The sequence below is a fragment of the Pontibacter sp. H249 genome (assembly GCF_037892465.1).
Lineage (GTDB): Bacteria > Bacteroidota > Bacteroidia > Cytophagales > Hymenobacteraceae > Pontibacter.
Window position 1 is genome coordinate 127,431 of record NZ_JBBKTR010000002.1, and the last position, 13,716, is coordinate 141,146.

General features: G+C 41.3%; 17 protein-coding genes. 3 read left to right on the forward strand and 14 right to left on the reverse strand.

Annotated elements, in window-relative coordinates; genetic code table 11:
* Window positions 1–201: 201 nt before the first annotated feature.
* Genes WG943_RS02795 through WG943_RS02805 form a run of 3 tightly spaced genes read left to right on the forward strand, consistent with a single transcriptional unit; the run spans window position 202 to window position 2,570 of the window.
* Window positions 202–1,272 carry an Ldh family oxidoreductase gene (locus tag WG943_RS02795; RefSeq protein ID WP_340406652.1) on the forward strand — a complete coding sequence of 357 codons (1,071 nt, stop codon included), beginning with the start codon at window positions 202–204 and terminating at the stop codon, window positions 1,270–1,272.
* 3 nt (window positions 1,273–1,275) lie between these two features.
* Window positions 1,276–1,614 carry a hypothetical protein gene (locus WG943_RS02800; RefSeq protein WP_340406653.1) on the forward strand — a complete coding sequence of 113 codons (339 nt, stop codon included), beginning with the start codon at window positions 1,276–1,278 and terminating at the stop codon, window positions 1,612–1,614.
* A 17-nt stretch (window positions 1,615–1,631) separates the two neighbouring features.
* A complete protein-coding gene (locus tag WG943_RS02805) occupies window positions 1,632–2,570 on the forward strand; it encodes an alpha/beta hydrolase (RefSeq protein WP_340406654.1) in 939 nt (312 codons plus the stop codon).
* A 63-nt stretch (window positions 2,571–2,633) separates the two neighbouring features.
* Here the strand turns inward: WG943_RS02805 and dnaK are convergent, their stop codons facing one another.
* The 14 genes from dnaK to secY all read right to left on the reverse strand — a co-directional run bounded on the left by dnaK (window position 2,634) and on the right by secY (window position 13,714).
* Window positions 2,634–4,499 (reverse strand): molecular chaperone DnaK, encoded by a 1,866-nt coding sequence (gene dnaK / locus WG943_RS02810; protein ID WP_340406655.1) that lies wholly within the window; start codon window positions 4,497–4,499, stop codon window positions 2,634–2,636.
* A gap of 106 nt (window positions 4,500–4,605) precedes the next feature.
* Entirely contained in the window at window positions 4,606–5,172 is a 567-nt protein-coding gene (locus tag WG943_RS02815; protein ID WP_340406656.1) for a helix-turn-helix domain-containing protein, read from the reverse strand.
* A 205-nt stretch (window positions 5,173–5,377) separates the two neighbouring features.
* Entirely contained in the window at window positions 5,378–5,674 is a 297-nt protein-coding gene (locus tag WG943_RS02820; protein WP_340406657.1) for an FtsB family cell division protein, read from the reverse strand.
* A gap of 92 nt (window positions 5,675–5,766) precedes the next feature.
* Window positions 5,767–7,044, reverse strand: coding sequence for a phosphopyruvate hydratase (gene eno, locus WG943_RS02825; RefSeq protein ID WP_340406658.1), 1,278 nt, complete (start codon window positions 7,042–7,044; stop codon window positions 5,767–5,769).
* Between the two features lie 22 nt (window positions 7,045–7,066).
* On the reverse strand, window positions 7,067–8,179 hold the full coding sequence (gene carA / locus WG943_RS02830) for a glutamine-hydrolyzing carbamoyl-phosphate synthase small subunit (RefSeq protein ID WP_340406659.1): 1,113 nt from the start codon (window positions 8,177–8,179) through the stop codon (window positions 7,067–7,069).
* A 76-nt stretch (window positions 8,180–8,255) separates the two neighbouring features.
* Window positions 8,256–8,762: a 50S ribosomal protein L17 gene (gene rplQ, locus WG943_RS02835; protein WP_340406660.1), complete on the reverse strand. Its 507-nt coding sequence runs from the start codon at window positions 8,760–8,762 to the stop codon at window positions 8,256–8,258.
* A 73-nt stretch (window positions 8,763–8,835) separates the two neighbouring features.
* On the reverse strand, window positions 8,836–9,825 hold the full coding sequence (locus tag WG943_RS02840) for a DNA-directed RNA polymerase subunit alpha (RefSeq protein ID WP_340406661.1): 990 nt from the start codon (window positions 9,823–9,825) through the stop codon (window positions 8,836–8,838).
* Window positions 9,826–9,862: 37 nt separating this feature from the next.
* Window positions 9,863–10,468 carry a 30S ribosomal protein S4 gene (gene rpsD / locus WG943_RS02845; protein WP_340406662.1) on the reverse strand — a complete coding sequence of 202 codons (606 nt, stop codon included), beginning with the start codon at window positions 10,466–10,468 and terminating at the stop codon, window positions 9,863–9,865.
* Window positions 10,469–10,490: 22 nt separating this feature from the next.
* Window positions 10,491–10,883, reverse strand: a complete 393-nt coding sequence (gene rpsK / locus WG943_RS02850) for a 30S ribosomal protein S11 (RefSeq protein WP_187066968.1) — start codon at window positions 10,881–10,883, stop codon at window positions 10,491–10,493.
* A gap of 9 nt (window positions 10,884–10,892) precedes the next feature.
* The gene (rpsM, locus tag WG943_RS02855) at window positions 10,893–11,270 is read right to left on the reverse strand and encodes a 30S ribosomal protein S13 (RefSeq protein WP_340406663.1); all 378 of its coding nucleotides are present in this window, start codon (window positions 11,268–11,270) and stop codon (window positions 10,893–10,895) included.
* A 9-nt stretch (window positions 11,271–11,279) separates the two neighbouring features.
* A complete protein-coding gene (rpmJ, locus tag WG943_RS02860; RefSeq protein WP_007654264.1) occupies window positions 11,280–11,396 on the reverse strand; it encodes a 50S ribosomal protein L36 in 117 nt (38 codons plus the stop codon).
* Window positions 11,397–11,401: 5 nt separating this feature from the next.
* A complete protein-coding gene (gene infA, locus WG943_RS02865) occupies window positions 11,402–11,620 on the reverse strand; it encodes a translation initiation factor IF-1 (protein ID WP_219875598.1) in 219 nt (72 codons plus the stop codon).
* Complete coding sequence (gene map / locus WG943_RS02870; protein WP_340406664.1) at window positions 11,621–12,394, reverse strand: type I methionyl aminopeptidase; 774 nt, start codon at window positions 12,392–12,394, stop codon at window positions 11,621–11,623. It abuts the gene before it with no gap.
* A 3-nt stretch (window positions 12,395–12,397) separates the two neighbouring features.
* The gene (secY, locus tag WG943_RS02875) at window positions 12,398–13,714 is read right to left on the reverse strand and encodes a preprotein translocase subunit SecY (RefSeq protein WP_340406665.1); all 1,317 of its coding nucleotides are present in this window, start codon (window positions 13,712–13,714) and stop codon (window positions 12,398–12,400) included.
* Between the last annotated feature and the right edge of the window lie 2 nt (window positions 13,715–13,716).

Sequence of the window (13,716 nt, forward strand, 5' to 3'; positions counted from 1 at the left end):
TTAGAACATACTTTGCCAAAGACAAAATCTGTTCCACAAAAATAGATTAAGCCACGAAAGTATATAAAAAGTATATATTTCGTTCGTTATCAAGGATTAAAACTTCTGAGACTACTGTAAAACCAAGCGAGAAAAGTATAAAGTTGAGTCATTGGTTTGATAATTTCTTAATTTGCCGCCCTTTAACAGCGCATATACTCTATGTATTCTTATAAACAACTTTTTGATTTTACCCAGGAGGTTTTCCTGGCCATCGGCTGCCCAGCAGAGGATGCCAAGCTTGCAACAGAGGTACTTTTAGAAGCAGATTTAAGAGGTGTTGATTCGCATGGTGTGGCTCGCCTTAGCGGTTATGTACGCCTTTGGGAAGCTGGTCGTATTAACGTAACGCCAAAGGTGCGCATCGTACACGAAACCCCCAGCACCGCAACTGTAGACGGCGACGGAGGACTTGGTTTGGTAGTTGCACCGCAGGCCATGCGCATCGCCATCGAAAAAGCTTCTAAAGTAGGCACAGGTTGGGTATCAGTAAAGAACTCAAATCACTTTGGTATTGCCGGCATCCACGCCATGGAGGCACTTAACCACGACATGATCGGCATGGCCATGACCAACGCCTCACCGCTTGTAGCTCCTACTTTTTCTACAGACAGGATGTTAGGCACCAACCCGATTGCCGTTGCCGTACCTACTAAAAACCAGCCAGCTTTTGTAGCCGATTTTGCCACCGCCTCTGCTGCCAACGGCAAACTGGAGATACTACAGCGCAAAGAGAAAAAAGCACCAGCCGGCTGGATACAGACCAGAGAAGGCGAGCGTTCTACCAATGCAAATGAGCTTAAAGAAGGAGGCGCCTTGCTCCCATTAGGCAGCGATAAAACACATGGCAGCCACAAAGGCTATGCGTTGGCATCTATCGTGGATATCTTTTCAGCGGTACTTTCAGGCGCCAACTACGGTCCATGGGTACCACCATTCGTAAGCTTCCTGTCTCCACCAGAAAATCCGGTTGGCGAAGGCATTGGCCACTTTTTAGGAGCCATGCGCATCGACGCCTTCCGTCCGGCAGATGATTTTAAGGAACACATGGATAACTGGATTGAAACGTTCAGAAAAGCTAACGTAGTAAAAGGCGAGAAATGCGTGGTAATACCCGGAGACCCTGAACGTGAAATGACAGAGAAACGCCTGAAGAAGGGTATTCCATTATTGGCACCGGTAGAGCGCGACCTGGAATCTCTTGCTCAAAAGTTCAAGTTGAAATTTAAGTAACGTATGGCATCAGCTCCGGCATCTGTTTTTAGAAGTATAGGTCTTGGTTCTGCAAAGCGAAGTATGCTGATGCTGGTGCTAATGTGGGCACTGAATATTGCCTGGCTTGGAATAAACTACTTCTGGAGGCTAGCTTCTGTAGAGGTGCTGCTGGCTATACTTATACTTTTTCTTGCCTATGCCGTGGCTGCACTTATTGCCTACATTTACTGGGGCGTGCGCGATGTCCGGGAGAAGGAAGAGCCATATGCTAATTTGATGGTTGGTGTTATTGTAGTGATCACGCTGTTATACTTTAACTTCGAATTGCTGCAGATTGTGCTGAGGGCATTAGAGTTTTAACTATCCACCACTACCCTATGCTACGTAATCGTGCTTTCCTCTTCCTTTTCATGCTTCTTACCCTGCATATAGCATCTGCACAAAAGGTTGAACGTCTATACAATGTCTCTCCAACAGATACAGCCTCTAATTATACCTTAGTATTAAGCCCTCCATCGGGTAAGCCTAAAGGCCTGGTGTTACTCTTTGCCGGGTTTGGAGAGAGTCCCGTGGATTTACTAAAGGAATCGGCATTTCCAATACAGGCAGCAAAGGCAGGTTATCTTGTGGCATTACCGAACATCAGCAACAATACCGTTTTATTTCTGACTGATAAACGACAGGAACAGCTTGTACAGTTGGTGCGGGATGTGCAGAAAAGGTATAAACTACAAGACAAGAAGGTAGCCGTTGGTGGATTTTCAATGGGAGGTACTACAGCAGTAAAATTTGCCGAGTATAGCCTCTCCTCACCGTCAGTGCCTAAGGTTGCGGCCTTGCTCGCCATAGATCCGCTCCTGGACCTGGAGCGTTTTGAGCGCACTATACTTAAAGCAGTACAACGTGATGCATCTGCCAGACCTAAACAAATGCTGCGGATGTTACAAAACATGCTCCAACAGGATTTCGGCAGTACACCTGCACAGGAACCCGAGAAATTTTATACAGTTTCACCTTATGTCTACTCCGACACAGCCAATACTGCTATCAAACCTCTCAGGCAGTTGCCTGTACTTTTCTATTCTGAGCCAGATGTAGTAAACCAGTTCCAAACGAACCACCGCGACCTGTATGACCTTAACGCAGCCGATTGTACAGCCATGATCACTGACTTACAAAGTATGGGGAATAAGCAGGCGCAACTTATACTTACTATTGGCAAGGGCAATCGCGCCGATGGTACAATAAATCCTCACTCCTGGTCCATTATGGATGTTGATACAACTGTTAAATGGCTACTGCAACATCTTAAGTGATGTGAAACAAAAAGCGCTGACAGATATTCTGTCAGCGCTTTTTGTTTAAAGTATAAGCTTATACTATTCTATCTTCTTACCCTGCATAGCCTGCTTGATAGAGATCTGCATCACACGCTCTGCAAATGGGCTCGTCTGTTCTTCCAGCGTATCTATTGCTGCATAGATAGCATCTTTATCTCCGCCGGCTTCCAGCACATCTTTTAGGTTCTGCACATTTTTGCGCGTTAGTTCTATCTCCTGCTGTGTCAGGTGCTCACCATTTTTGTCAATAAAACGCTCTACCTGGTAAAGCATCTGCTCAGCAGTAGAACGTGCCTCAATCTGCATACGAGCGGCAACGTCTTCTTTTGCATTCAGCATAGAATCCATCAGCATCTGCTCTACCTGCTCATCTGTTAAACCATACTGCGGCTTAACTTCTACTTCCTGGCGTACTCCCGATCTCAGTTCAACAGCCTCCACTTTAAGTATACCATCGGCGTTAAGTATAAAATTCACATCCACCTTCGGGAAGCCAGCTGGCATGGCAGGTATACCTTTCAAATCAAACTCAGCTAACTTCCTGTTTTCCTTTACCAAGTCACGCTCGCCTTGGTAAACAGAGATCTTCATATTCACCTGTCCGTCTACTGAGGTAGTATACTGGCGGCCTGCCTTCGTTGGTATTTTAGAGTTTCTCGGAATGATCGGGTCCATCAGGCCACCCATGGTTTCGATACCTAACGTAAGCGGTGTAACGTCCAGTAAAAGTATATCCTTGCGGTTACCGGCCAATATATCGGCCTGTATAGCAGCACCAAGTGCAACTACCTCATCCGGGTTAAGCGAATTGTTTGCTGGCTTACCAAAAAACTCAGATACTGCCTCGTATACCATCGGCACACGTGTAGAGCCACCTACCATAATTACAGCATCGATCTGCTCCGGCTGCAGCTTCGCATCAGCCATCGCCATGCGGCAACTTTCAATGGTCTTGGCAACTATCGGCGCAATCAGTGTCTCAAAAGTATGGCGTTCTATATGGCAGTCTATTGTACCATCGATATTGCTGGTGTATACTTCCTGCGAGCTTAGGGCTTTCTTTGCTTCCTCTGCTTTAAGGCGCAATTCCTGCTGCAGGTGCTTGTCTTCGTTAACTGTATCCGCAATCAGTTCGTTATTCTGAATCCAATGGTTGATAATAGCACGGTCAAAGTCATCGCCACCCAGGTATGTGTCGCCGTTAGTAGAAAGTACCTCAAAAATACCCTGGTGGATACTAAGTATAGAAATATCAAAGGTGCCTCCGCCTAAATCATACACGGCAACGGTTTTTTCCTCTTCAGGGTCGATACCGATACCATAGGCCAGTGCAGCTGCTGTTGGTTCGTTTACGATACGTAGCACTTCTAAACCTGCCAGCTTTCCAGCATCGCGGGTAGCCTGCCTTTGCGAGTCGTTAAAGTATGCCGGTACAGTAATTACAGCGCGGTTAACCGGTGTTTTAAGCGAATGTTCGGCACGCTCACGCAGTTCTTTTAAGATCTCAGCAGACAGCTCTATCGGAGAGTAGAACTTATCCTGCACACGTACTTTTACCAAGCCTTCGCTGTTATCGTCAATTATCTTATAACCAAAGTAGTCTTTGTGCTCACCAAGGTCTTTATAAGATTTACCCAAAAGGCGCTTAACGGAGTAAATGGTATTTGCCGGGTCTGTAGTGAGGTAGTCTTTTGCTGTAGTACCTACTATTGTCTCGCCATTTGCTGCAAAGTGAACAACCGATGGGACAATAGTTCCCTGGCCCTGGTCATTAATCGCGATAGGTTTTCTGTCTTCAGGATGGATGTAGGCCACTAAGCTATTTGTTGTGCCCAGATCTATACCTACAATTACTTCTTCTTGCTGTATGGAACCTGTTGAAAGGTTTATTGCAACTTTTGCCATAGTTTCAGATTTACATGAGGCCTCTGTTTAAAGAACAGCGGCTCGCGGCACAAAGTTACGAATAATTTGGGGAGGGATTAAGGATGGTTGGTTACTGCTCTCCACATTATGGTTTTATTATGTTGAGGGCTAACGGATAAAGATTTTTATCGGATTCTTTGTAAATAAGCAGAACTGCCCTCACTACATATACCACGTTTAGAAAGTATAGCACCAGGTATGCTGTAATTGCATAATTAGCCCCTGGGTAGTGTAGTATTTTCATTATTCCATAAACCACGATTAAAGGGTAGGTTATCAAAGACCAGGTAATCTGAAAGTTTAGCAGTTTAATCCCCTGCTCCTGTACATGCAGCACTTTCCTTTTCTGAGTAATCCAGATAATAAGCGGGAAGATAATATTACCCAGAGGTACCATAAAGTATGACAAAACAGACAGGTGCAGCAGCAACAGTACACTTCTGTCGGCCTCCTTGTTATAGTCGTATACTTCCTCTACATCAACTTGAAGCGCCTGGCAAATTGATTTTAAAGTATAGCCTCTTGGTTCTGTTTCACCTTTCTCTACTCGCTGCAAAGTTCGCAGGTTTATACTTGCCTTCGCGGCAAGCTCCTCCTGGCTTAGCCCCTTCCGCTTCCTGATTTCAGATATTTTTTGACCTAGTCTGCTCATACTTGCTATAGTTTATATCCTCAATATTACCCTTTAACACCCTAAATGATTGCGGTACTTCTACGACATTCTTATGACATTTATGCCTAAGGCAGTATTAAAGCCACTAACAGACAGGTTTCAGTAAAAAAATAAAAGCGGCTCAGTTGAACCGCCTTCTATAAAGTATAACTTATATGCTCCCTTAAAATCCGGAGCTTTAGGTCTAGTTTTTCTTCGGCACAACAATGAACACATCCTCGTTAGGGCGCTTCATCAGGTACTTTTCGCGGGCAAATTTCTCCAGCAGTTCTGGGTTGCTCATTAATTCTTTACGATCTTTCTGTACCTCTTCAATCCTATCCAGGTAATATTGTTTTTCAGCCTCCAGCCTACTCAGTTCCCTTTTCATTTGAAACTGCGTTACAAAATCGTTAGAGTCGAAAAAGAGCATCCAAACAAGGAACGCAGCCGAGGTAATAAAGTAGTAGTTGCGGAAAAACTTAGGGATGCGCTTGATCATAGGATAAAAGTATAAGAGGTACTTATACAAAAATAAGGCTGTGAGTTATAAAACCCACAGCCTTACAGATAAATATTTTATACTGTGCTTTTTTAGAATTTTTTGCCAGGGTAATAGGCTACCTCGCCTAGTTCTTCCTCAATACGAAGCAGTTGGTTATACTTTGCCATTCTATCAGAACGTGATGCAGAACCAGTTTTAATTTGTCCGGTATTTAAGGCTACTGCAAGGTCTGCAATGGTGTTGTCTTCTGTTTCGCCAGAGCGATGGCTCATAACGCTCTTATAGCCGTGGCGCAGGCCAAGGTTAATGGCGTTAATGGTTTCTGTAAGCGTACCGATCTGGTTTACTTTGATCAGAATAGAGTTACCTACACCTTTATCGATACCCTGCTGCAGACGCTCAACGTTAGTTACAAATAGATCGTCGCCTACCAGCTGTACTTTATCACCGATAGTGTCAGTCAATTCTTTCCAACCGTTCCAGTCATCCTCATCCATACCATCTTCTATCGAGGCAATTGGATACTTCTCAGTCCACTCTTTCCAGTAGCTTACCATTTCAGAAGATGTAAGCTTATCACCGGTAGATTTCTTGAAAGTATAAAGTCCTGTAGATTTGTCATAGAATTCTGAACTGGCAGCATCCATGGCAATCATCATATCGTAACCTGGCTTATAACCGGCTGCCTCTATTGCCTGAAGCACCACTTCAATAGCCTCTACGTTAGAAGCAATGTTAGGAGCAAAACCGCCTTCGTCGCCTACGTTCGTAGAAAGACCTTTCTTCTTCAGTACATTTTTCAGGTGGTGGAAAACTTCAGAACCCATGCGCAGCGCCTCTGAGAAAGATGATGCACCTACTGGCATGATCATGAACTCCTGAAAGTCGATAGAGTTATCTGCGTGGCTACCACCGTTCAGGATGTTCATCATCGGAACTGGCAATGTATTAGCATTAACACCACCTACATAGCGGTAAAGCGGCATGTTAAGTTCCTGAGCAGCAGCACGGGCAATTGCAAGAGAAACACCAAGTATAGCATTTGCACCTAAGTTACCTTTGTTAGAAGTGCCATCCAGCTCGATCATGATCTTATCAAGCAGATTTTGCTCGAATACAGGGAAACCAATAAGCTCTTCAGCAATTTTCTCGTTTACATTCTGTACGGCCTGCAGTACACCTTTGCCCATGTATTTGCTCTTGTCGCCGTCGCGTAATTCAACAGCTTCGTGCACACCTGTAGATGCACCAGATGGCACAGCTGCACGTCCAAGTATACCACTTTCAGTTACTACATCTACCTCAACAGTAGGATTACCTCTAGAGTCGAAGATCTGTCTTGCTTTAATATCTGTTATCAAGCTCATTGGATTGTTTTAAACTATAGTTTTACTTGTTTTTACTCTGTTCTAATAGGGCCACAAAGTCATCAAATAAGTAAGTTGAATCATGTGGACCTGGAGAAGATTCTGGATGATACTGCACCGAAAATGCCGGCTTTGTCTTCATTCTGATACCTTCTATAGTGTCATCATTAAGGTTGATATGCGTTACCTCTACCTCAGGATGATTTCTCAATTGTTCTGCATCAACTACAAACCCATGATTCTGGCTAGTGATTTCGCTTCGTCCTGTAAGCAGATTTTTTACAGGATGATTTAACCCACGGTGACCATTATGCATTTTATAGGTAGCAATACCGTTAGCTTGAGCCAACATCTGATGTCCCATACAAATACCAAACATCGGCTTATGCTTATCAAGAATCTGCTTCACGCTATCAATAGCCACCTTTGTTGCAGCAGGATCACCTGGACCGTTCGAGACAAAATAACCATCTGGATTCCACTTTTCCATCTCTTCGAATGGAGTGTTATACGGAAACACCTTTACCTCGCAGCCTCTGGCAACTAGATTTCTGAGGCTGTTTCGTTTTACTCCTAAATCAAGAACGGCAACTTTATACTTAACCTCATCAGGTTTAAACTCATATACATCATGAGTACTCACTTGAGAAGCAAGTTCCAAACCAGCCATAGAAGGTACTTCAGCCAACTTCATACGCAACTCTTCAATATCAGTTATCTCTGAAGAAACAATTGCGTTCATAGCACCCTTATCACGAATATGCCTAACAAGAGCACGTGTATCAATTTCGCAAATACCTACTATTCCTGCATTTTCGAAATACTCCTGCAGAGAGCCTTCAGCAGTTTTACGAGAAAAGAAATGGGAAAAATCTTTACAAACTAAACCAGAAATCTGCACTTTATCAGACTCTACTTCTTCCTGCTGCACACCGTAGTTACCCACGTGTGAAACAGTATTAACAACCAATTGGCCAAAGTATGAAGGGTCTGTAAAGATTTCCTGATAACCAGTCATACCTGTGTTAAAGCAAAGCTCGCCACCTGCCGTACCAATACGACCTAAGCTTTTGCCTTTAAAAATTGTTCCGTCCTCTAATAAAAGAACAGCTTCAGAAGATATGTGCTTTTTCATATTCAAGATTTACTACAAAAATAAAAAAGGGACACGACTAACGTCATGTCCCTTTCAAAATATTTAAAAGCTAAGCTTATTCAGCATCTTTCGCTTCGTCTTTAGTTTCAGTAGCAGCTGCTTTTGTTTCAGTAGCAGAAGCTTCATCTTTCTTCTTTCCAGCAGAACGACGACGAGTTTTCTTAGCGCCTGCAGTAGCAGTTGCTGCTGTAATTAACATATCCTCATTGTAGTCTACAAGTTCGATAACACACATCTCTGCGTTGTCACCTAGTCTGTATCCAGTTTTAAGAATACGAGTGTAACCACCTGGTCTTCCAGCAATCTTTGCAGATACATCATCAAAAAGCTCTTTTACAGACTCTTTGTTCTGCAGGTAAGCGAATACCGTTCTTCTTGAGTGAGTAGTATCGTTTTTAGACTTAGTTAGTAGAGGCTCAACATACTTACGTAATGCTTTAGCCTTAGCTACTGTAGTAGAAAGACGCTTGTGTAAAATTAAAGACGATGCCATGTTTGAAAGCATTGCCTTGCGGTGAGAAGCTGTTCTTCCTAAGTGATTAAATTTTTTACCGTGTCTCATTATAATGATTTGTGCACGGGCATACCGTCGATCAACCTTAAACGGGATCGGGAATTATGCCGTAAATTATTAATTATTCTTCTTCTAATTTATACTTAGAAAGGTCCATACCAAAGGTTAAACCTTTCTCCTGCACTAGGTTCTCCAGCTCAGTTAAAGACTTCTTACCAAAGTTTCTAAACTTCATCATGTCAGAAATATCAAGCTGCACTAGGTCGCCAAGAGTTTTAATATCGGCAGCCTTTAAGCAGTTATAAGCTCTAACTGACAAGTCCATATCCTGTAGCGAGGTTTTTAAAACCTTACGCATATGAAGCATTTCCTCATCTACAGCTTCCTCTTCTTCAGGTTTAGCAGTCTCAAACGTCATTGTATTGTCAGAGAACAGCATAAAGTGCTGAATAAGAATATTAGCTGCACCTTTCAATGCATCCTCAGGATGAATAGATCCATCGGTTTGAATATCAAGTATAAGTTTTTCGTAGTCAGTTTTCTGCTCTACACGCGTATTTTCTACGCTAAACTTAACGTTCTTAATTGGAGTGAAAATGGAGTCGATAGAGATAAGGCCGAAAACCTGATCCTGAGCTTTGTTCTCATCAGCAGGTACATAACCACGCCCTTTCTGAATAGTTAGCTCAATTTCAAATGATAAGTTATTATCTAAATGACAGATTACTAATTCTGGGTTTAGAACTTCAAAGCTAGAAGAGAATTTGTTGATATCTCCAGCAGTGAAAGTATCTTGACCACTTATAGTAACAGTAATTTTATCATCAATAACTTCGCTTATCTTTTTAAAGCGAACCATTTTCAAGTTAAGAATGATGTCAGATACATCCTCAACCACGCCTTCAACAGACGAAAACTCGTGCAGTACACCAGGTATACGAATGCTAGAAATTGCATAACCTTCAAGTGAAGAAAGCAAAATTCTGCGTAACGCATTACCAATGGTTACACCGTAACCTTTTTCAAGCGGCTTGAATTCAAATAAACCATGAAAGTCGTCAGCTTTTTCCATTACAACTTTCTCTGGCATTTGAAATGCTAATATTGACATACTTGCAGTGTTAAAGGTTAAAAATTGATTAAGCTGATTACTTAGAGTAAAGCTCGACGATAAGCTGCTCCTGAATCTTCTCAGGGATTTGCTCACGATCCGGAGTAGCTACTAGCTTACCTACCATCTCTGCTGCGTCCCACTCTAACCAGCTAAACCCACGCGCATTACGCACAGATAAGCTAGTAGTAATAGCCTCAAGAGATTTAGATTTTTCTCTTACTGCTACAGCATCACCAACTTTTAAGCTATAAGATGGAATATTAACCACCTCACCATTTACAGTAACATGCTTATGTAGCACTAACTGACGTGCAGCTCTTCTTGTAGGAGCTATACCTAAACGATAAACAGTGTTGTCTAATCTTGACTCTAAAAGAATCAATAAGTTTTCACCAGTAATACCGCCTTTTCTGTGTGCTTTTTCAAAAAGATTAGCAAATTGCTTCTCTAAAACACCATATATATATTTAGCTTTCTGCTTCTCTGCTAATTGAATAGCATATTCAGATTGCTTTTTACGACGACCACGGCCGTGCATCCCTGGAGGATAGCTTTTCTTCTTTAGCGCTTTGCTTGGGCCAAAGATCTCTTCATTAAACTTTCTGGAGATCTTGCTTTTAGGACCAGTATATCTTGCCATTTTATTTAATCTACTTTAAAAATTAAACTCTTCTGCGTTTAGGAGGACGACATCCGTTGTGAGGAAGTGGAGTAACGTCTTTGATAGCTGTTACTTCGATACCTGAATTTTGTACAGTACGGATGGCGGACTCTCTACCTGCACCAGGACCTTTAACAAAAACTTCAGCTTTACGCATACCTAAGTCATAAGCAACTTTAGCGCAATCTGAAGCTGCCATTTGTGCAGCGTAAGGAGTGTTCTTTTTAGAACCTTTAAAACCCATTTTACCAGCAGAAGCCCAAGATATAACTTGTCCTGCGTTGTTGGTTACAGATATAATAATGTTGTTGAAAGAAGCTTTAATGTGTACTTGGCCAGTTGGTTCAACAACTACGACACGCTTTTTAGCTTTATCTTTTCTTTTCTGAGCCATGATTAATGATTATTTAGAAGCTTTCTTCTTGTTTGCAACTGTCTTACGCTTACCTTTTCTAGTGCGCGAGTTGTTCTTCGTGCGCTGTCCACGTACAGGTAAACCTTTACGGTGTCTTAAACCACGGTAGCAACCAATGTCAAGAAGGCGCTTAATATGCAATTGCACTTCTGATCTTAAAACACCTTCTGTTTTGTGATCAGCGGCAATGATATTTCTAATTTCATTAGCCTCGTCCTCAGTCCAGTCTTTTACCTTTTTGTCAAGATCCACCCCGGCCTTTTGTAAGATAGTCTGAGACAAGTTACGACCGATACCATAAATATAGGTTAATGCGATCTCGCCTCTTTTGTTATCCGGAATATCTACTCCTGCTATTCTAGCCATAATTAATAATTATCCTTGTCTTTGTTTATATCTTGGATTTTTTTTGTTGATAACATAAAGTTTCCCCTTGCGGCGGATAACTTTACATTCAGCACTTCTCTTTTTTACTGATGCTTTAACTTTCATTGTATTTATTTATATCGATAAACAATTCTACCTTTAGTTAAATCATAAGGTGACATCTCTAGTTTGACTTTATCACCTGGAAGAATCTTAATGTAGTGCATTCTCATTTTTCCAGAGATGTGAGCTATTACCTGATGACCGTTTTCAAGCTCTACACGAAACATAGCATTAGATAATGCCTCGATAATTGTTCCGTCTTGCTCTATAGATGACTGTTTCGCCATTTATTGTTTTTTAGCTTGTTTTATATATTCAAAACTTGTTAAAATTTCTGCTTTATCTTTTCGAACAACAACTGTATGCTCAAAGTGTGCAGAAGGTTTATTATCTTTTGTTCTGATGGTCCAACCATCATCTTCTTGCACAATATTACGAGTGCCAAGGTTAATCATTGGTTCAATTGCTATTACTAAACCGTTTTGCAGTTTAATACCTTGTCCGCGGCGTCCATAATTAGGAACTTCAGGAGACTCATGTAAGTTCCGTCCTAATCCATGCCCAACAAGTTCACGTACAACCCCATAGCCATTTTTCTCGGCATGCTGTTGCACGGCATAACTAATATCACCTAGTCTAGATCCTACAGTTGCGCTTTGAATTCCTTTATAGAGAGACTCTTCCGTGACTGTCAAAAGTTGTTGAACTTCAGGTTTGACATTACCTACAGCATGAGTATAGGCACAGTCACTATGAAATCCATTATAAAAGACTCCGCAATCTACAGAAATAATGTCTCCATCTTTCAAGATGTACTCACTTGGCATACCATGTACGACAGTAGCATTAACTGAAATACAAAGACTATATGGAAAACCATTATAATTTTTAAAAGAAGGCTTGGCTTTATTATCTAATATAAACTCTTCAGCTCTTTTATCAAGATCAAGAGTTGAAACGCCTTCTTTTACAAGAAGAGCTATTTCGCCATGTGCTTTACTTAATATTAAAGCACTTTGGCGAATTAGCTCAATTTCTTCTTCAGTTTTATAAAATATCATCTATTAGGATACCATGGCTATATTCTCTGTTCGGCCTCTTAGCTTACCAGATTTCATCATGCCATCGTAGTGTCTCATCAACAAATAACTTTCAATTTGCTTTAAGGTATCAAGTACAACACCAACCATAATAATCAGCGATGTACCACCAAAAAATTGTGCAAACTCTCTAGTAACTCCTAACAACATAGCAATGGAAGGGAAAATAGCTACTAGGGCAAGATAAATAGCACCAGGAAGAGTTATGCGTGTAAGGATAGTGTCAATATATTCAGAAGTTGCACGACCTGGCTTAACACCTGGAATAAAACCGCCACTTCTCTTTAAATCATCAGCAATTTGGTTTGGATTAACGCTTATTGCAGTATAAAAATAAGTGAATAAGAGAATCATAACACCAAACACTAAATTATACTGCCACGAAGTGAAGTCAGAGAAAGTTGCACCAATATAATTAGCTGTCTCATTAGAGTCTGCCCAAATTGAAGCAATCATAGATGGCAAAAACATCAGTGACTGAGCAAAAATAATTGGCATAACCCCTGCGGCATTTACTTTTAATGGTATAAATTGTCTCTGACCACTATACATAGAGTTACCACCTACTTGCTTCGCATATTGTACAGGTATTCTTCTTATCGCCTGAGTTAGCATAACAACAGACATTACTACAAAGAAAAGGACAAAAAGCTCAAATAAGAATAGCAATATACCATTTACTTGTTTAGATAAAGCTTCTGCAAGTATTGCTCCTGGAAAACGAGATATAATGCCAATCATAATTAGCATTGATATACCATTACCGATCCCTTTATCTGTAATTTTTTCTCCCAACCACATACAGAAAATTGTTCCAGATGTAAGAACAATCATTGAAGTGATTGTGAAAAGTGTTGTGTTAATAGCAATTGCCTCAGCATTAATGGTAGCTACGAAGCCAACAGCTTGCGCTAGAGTAATAATTATAGTTAGAACTCGGGTGATTTGGTTGATTTTTTTTCTACCAGATTCACCCTCCTTCTGCATTTTTTGGAAATAAGGAACCGCGATGGTTAATAGCTGCAGTACGATAGATGCAGATATGTAAGGCATGATGCCTAAAGCAAAGATGGACGCATTGCTAAATGCGCCACCTAAGAAAGTGTCTAACAAACCGAATAATCCTTCCGTATTAGCTTGAAGTTGATTAGGATCAATGCCAGGAAGAACTACGAAAGAACCTAATCTAAATATGGCTATAAAGCCAAGGGTATTTAATATTCTAACCCTTAGGTCTTCAATAGTCCAAATGTTCTTGATAGTTGTTAGAAACTTCTTCATAT

What these genes read in the sequence shown, in the direction of transcription:
- dnaK (WP_340406655.1), bottom strand. Translation starts at nt 4,499, where the DNA reads ATGGCAAAAGTTGCAATAAACCTTTCAACAGGTTCCATACAGCAAGAA.
- WG943_RS02805 (WP_340406654.1), top strand. Translation starts at nt 1,632, where the DNA reads ATGCTACGTAATCGTGCTTTCCTCTTCCTTTTCATGCTTCTTACCCTG.
- map (WP_340406664.1), bottom strand. Translation starts at nt 12,394, where the DNA reads ATGATATTTTATAAAACTGAAGAAGAAATTGAGCTAATTCGCCAAAGT.
- WG943_RS02820 (WP_340406657.1), bottom strand. Translation starts at nt 5,674, where the DNA reads ATGATCAAGCGCATCCCTAAGTTTTTCCGCAACTACTACTTTATTACC.
- WG943_RS02795 (WP_340406652.1), top strand. Translation starts at nt 202, where the DNA reads ATGTATTCTTATAAACAACTTTTTGATTTTACCCAGGAGGTTTTCCTG.
- carA (WP_340406659.1), bottom strand. Translation starts at nt 8,179, where the DNA reads ATGAAAAAGCACATATCTTCTGAAGCTGTTCTTTTATTAGAGGACGGA.
- WG943_RS02815 (WP_340406656.1), bottom strand. Translation starts at nt 5,172, where the DNA reads ATGAGCAGACTAGGTCAAAAAATATCTGAAATCAGGAAGCGGAAGGGG.
- rplQ (WP_340406660.1), bottom strand. Translation starts at nt 8,762, where the DNA reads ATGAGACACGGTAAAAAATTTAATCACTTAGGAAGAACAGCTTCTCAC.
- rpsK (WP_187066968.1), bottom strand. Translation starts at nt 10,883, where the DNA reads ATGGCTCAGAAAAGAAAAGATAAAGCTAAAAAGCGTGTCGTAGTTGTT.
- rpsD (WP_340406662.1), bottom strand. Translation starts at nt 10,468, where the DNA reads ATGGCAAGATATACTGGTCCTAAAAGCAAGATCTCCAGAAAGTTTAAT.
- eno (WP_340406658.1), bottom strand. Translation starts at nt 7,044, where the DNA reads ATGAGCTTGATAACAGATATTAAAGCAAGACAGATCTTCGACTCTAGA.
- infA (WP_219875598.1), bottom strand. Translation starts at nt 11,620, where the DNA reads ATGGCGAAACAGTCATCTATAGAGCAAGACGGAACAATTATCGAGGCA.
- rpsM (WP_340406663.1), bottom strand. Translation starts at nt 11,270, where the DNA reads ATGGCTAGAATAGCAGGAGTAGATATTCCGGATAACAAAAGAGGCGAG.
- secY (WP_340406665.1), bottom strand. Translation starts at nt 13,714, where the DNA reads ATGAAGAAGTTTCTAACAACTATCAAGAACATTTGGACTATTGAAGAC.
- WG943_RS02800 (WP_340406653.1), top strand. Translation starts at nt 1,276, where the DNA reads ATGGCATCAGCTCCGGCATCTGTTTTTAGAAGTATAGGTCTTGGTTCT.
- rpmJ (WP_007654264.1), bottom strand. Translation starts at nt 11,396, where the DNA reads ATGAAAGTTAAAGCATCAGTAAAAAAGAGAAGTGCTGAATGTAAAGTT.
- WG943_RS02840 (WP_340406661.1), bottom strand. Translation starts at nt 9,825, where the DNA reads ATGTCAATATTAGCATTTCAAATGCCAGAGAAAGTTGTAATGGAAAAA.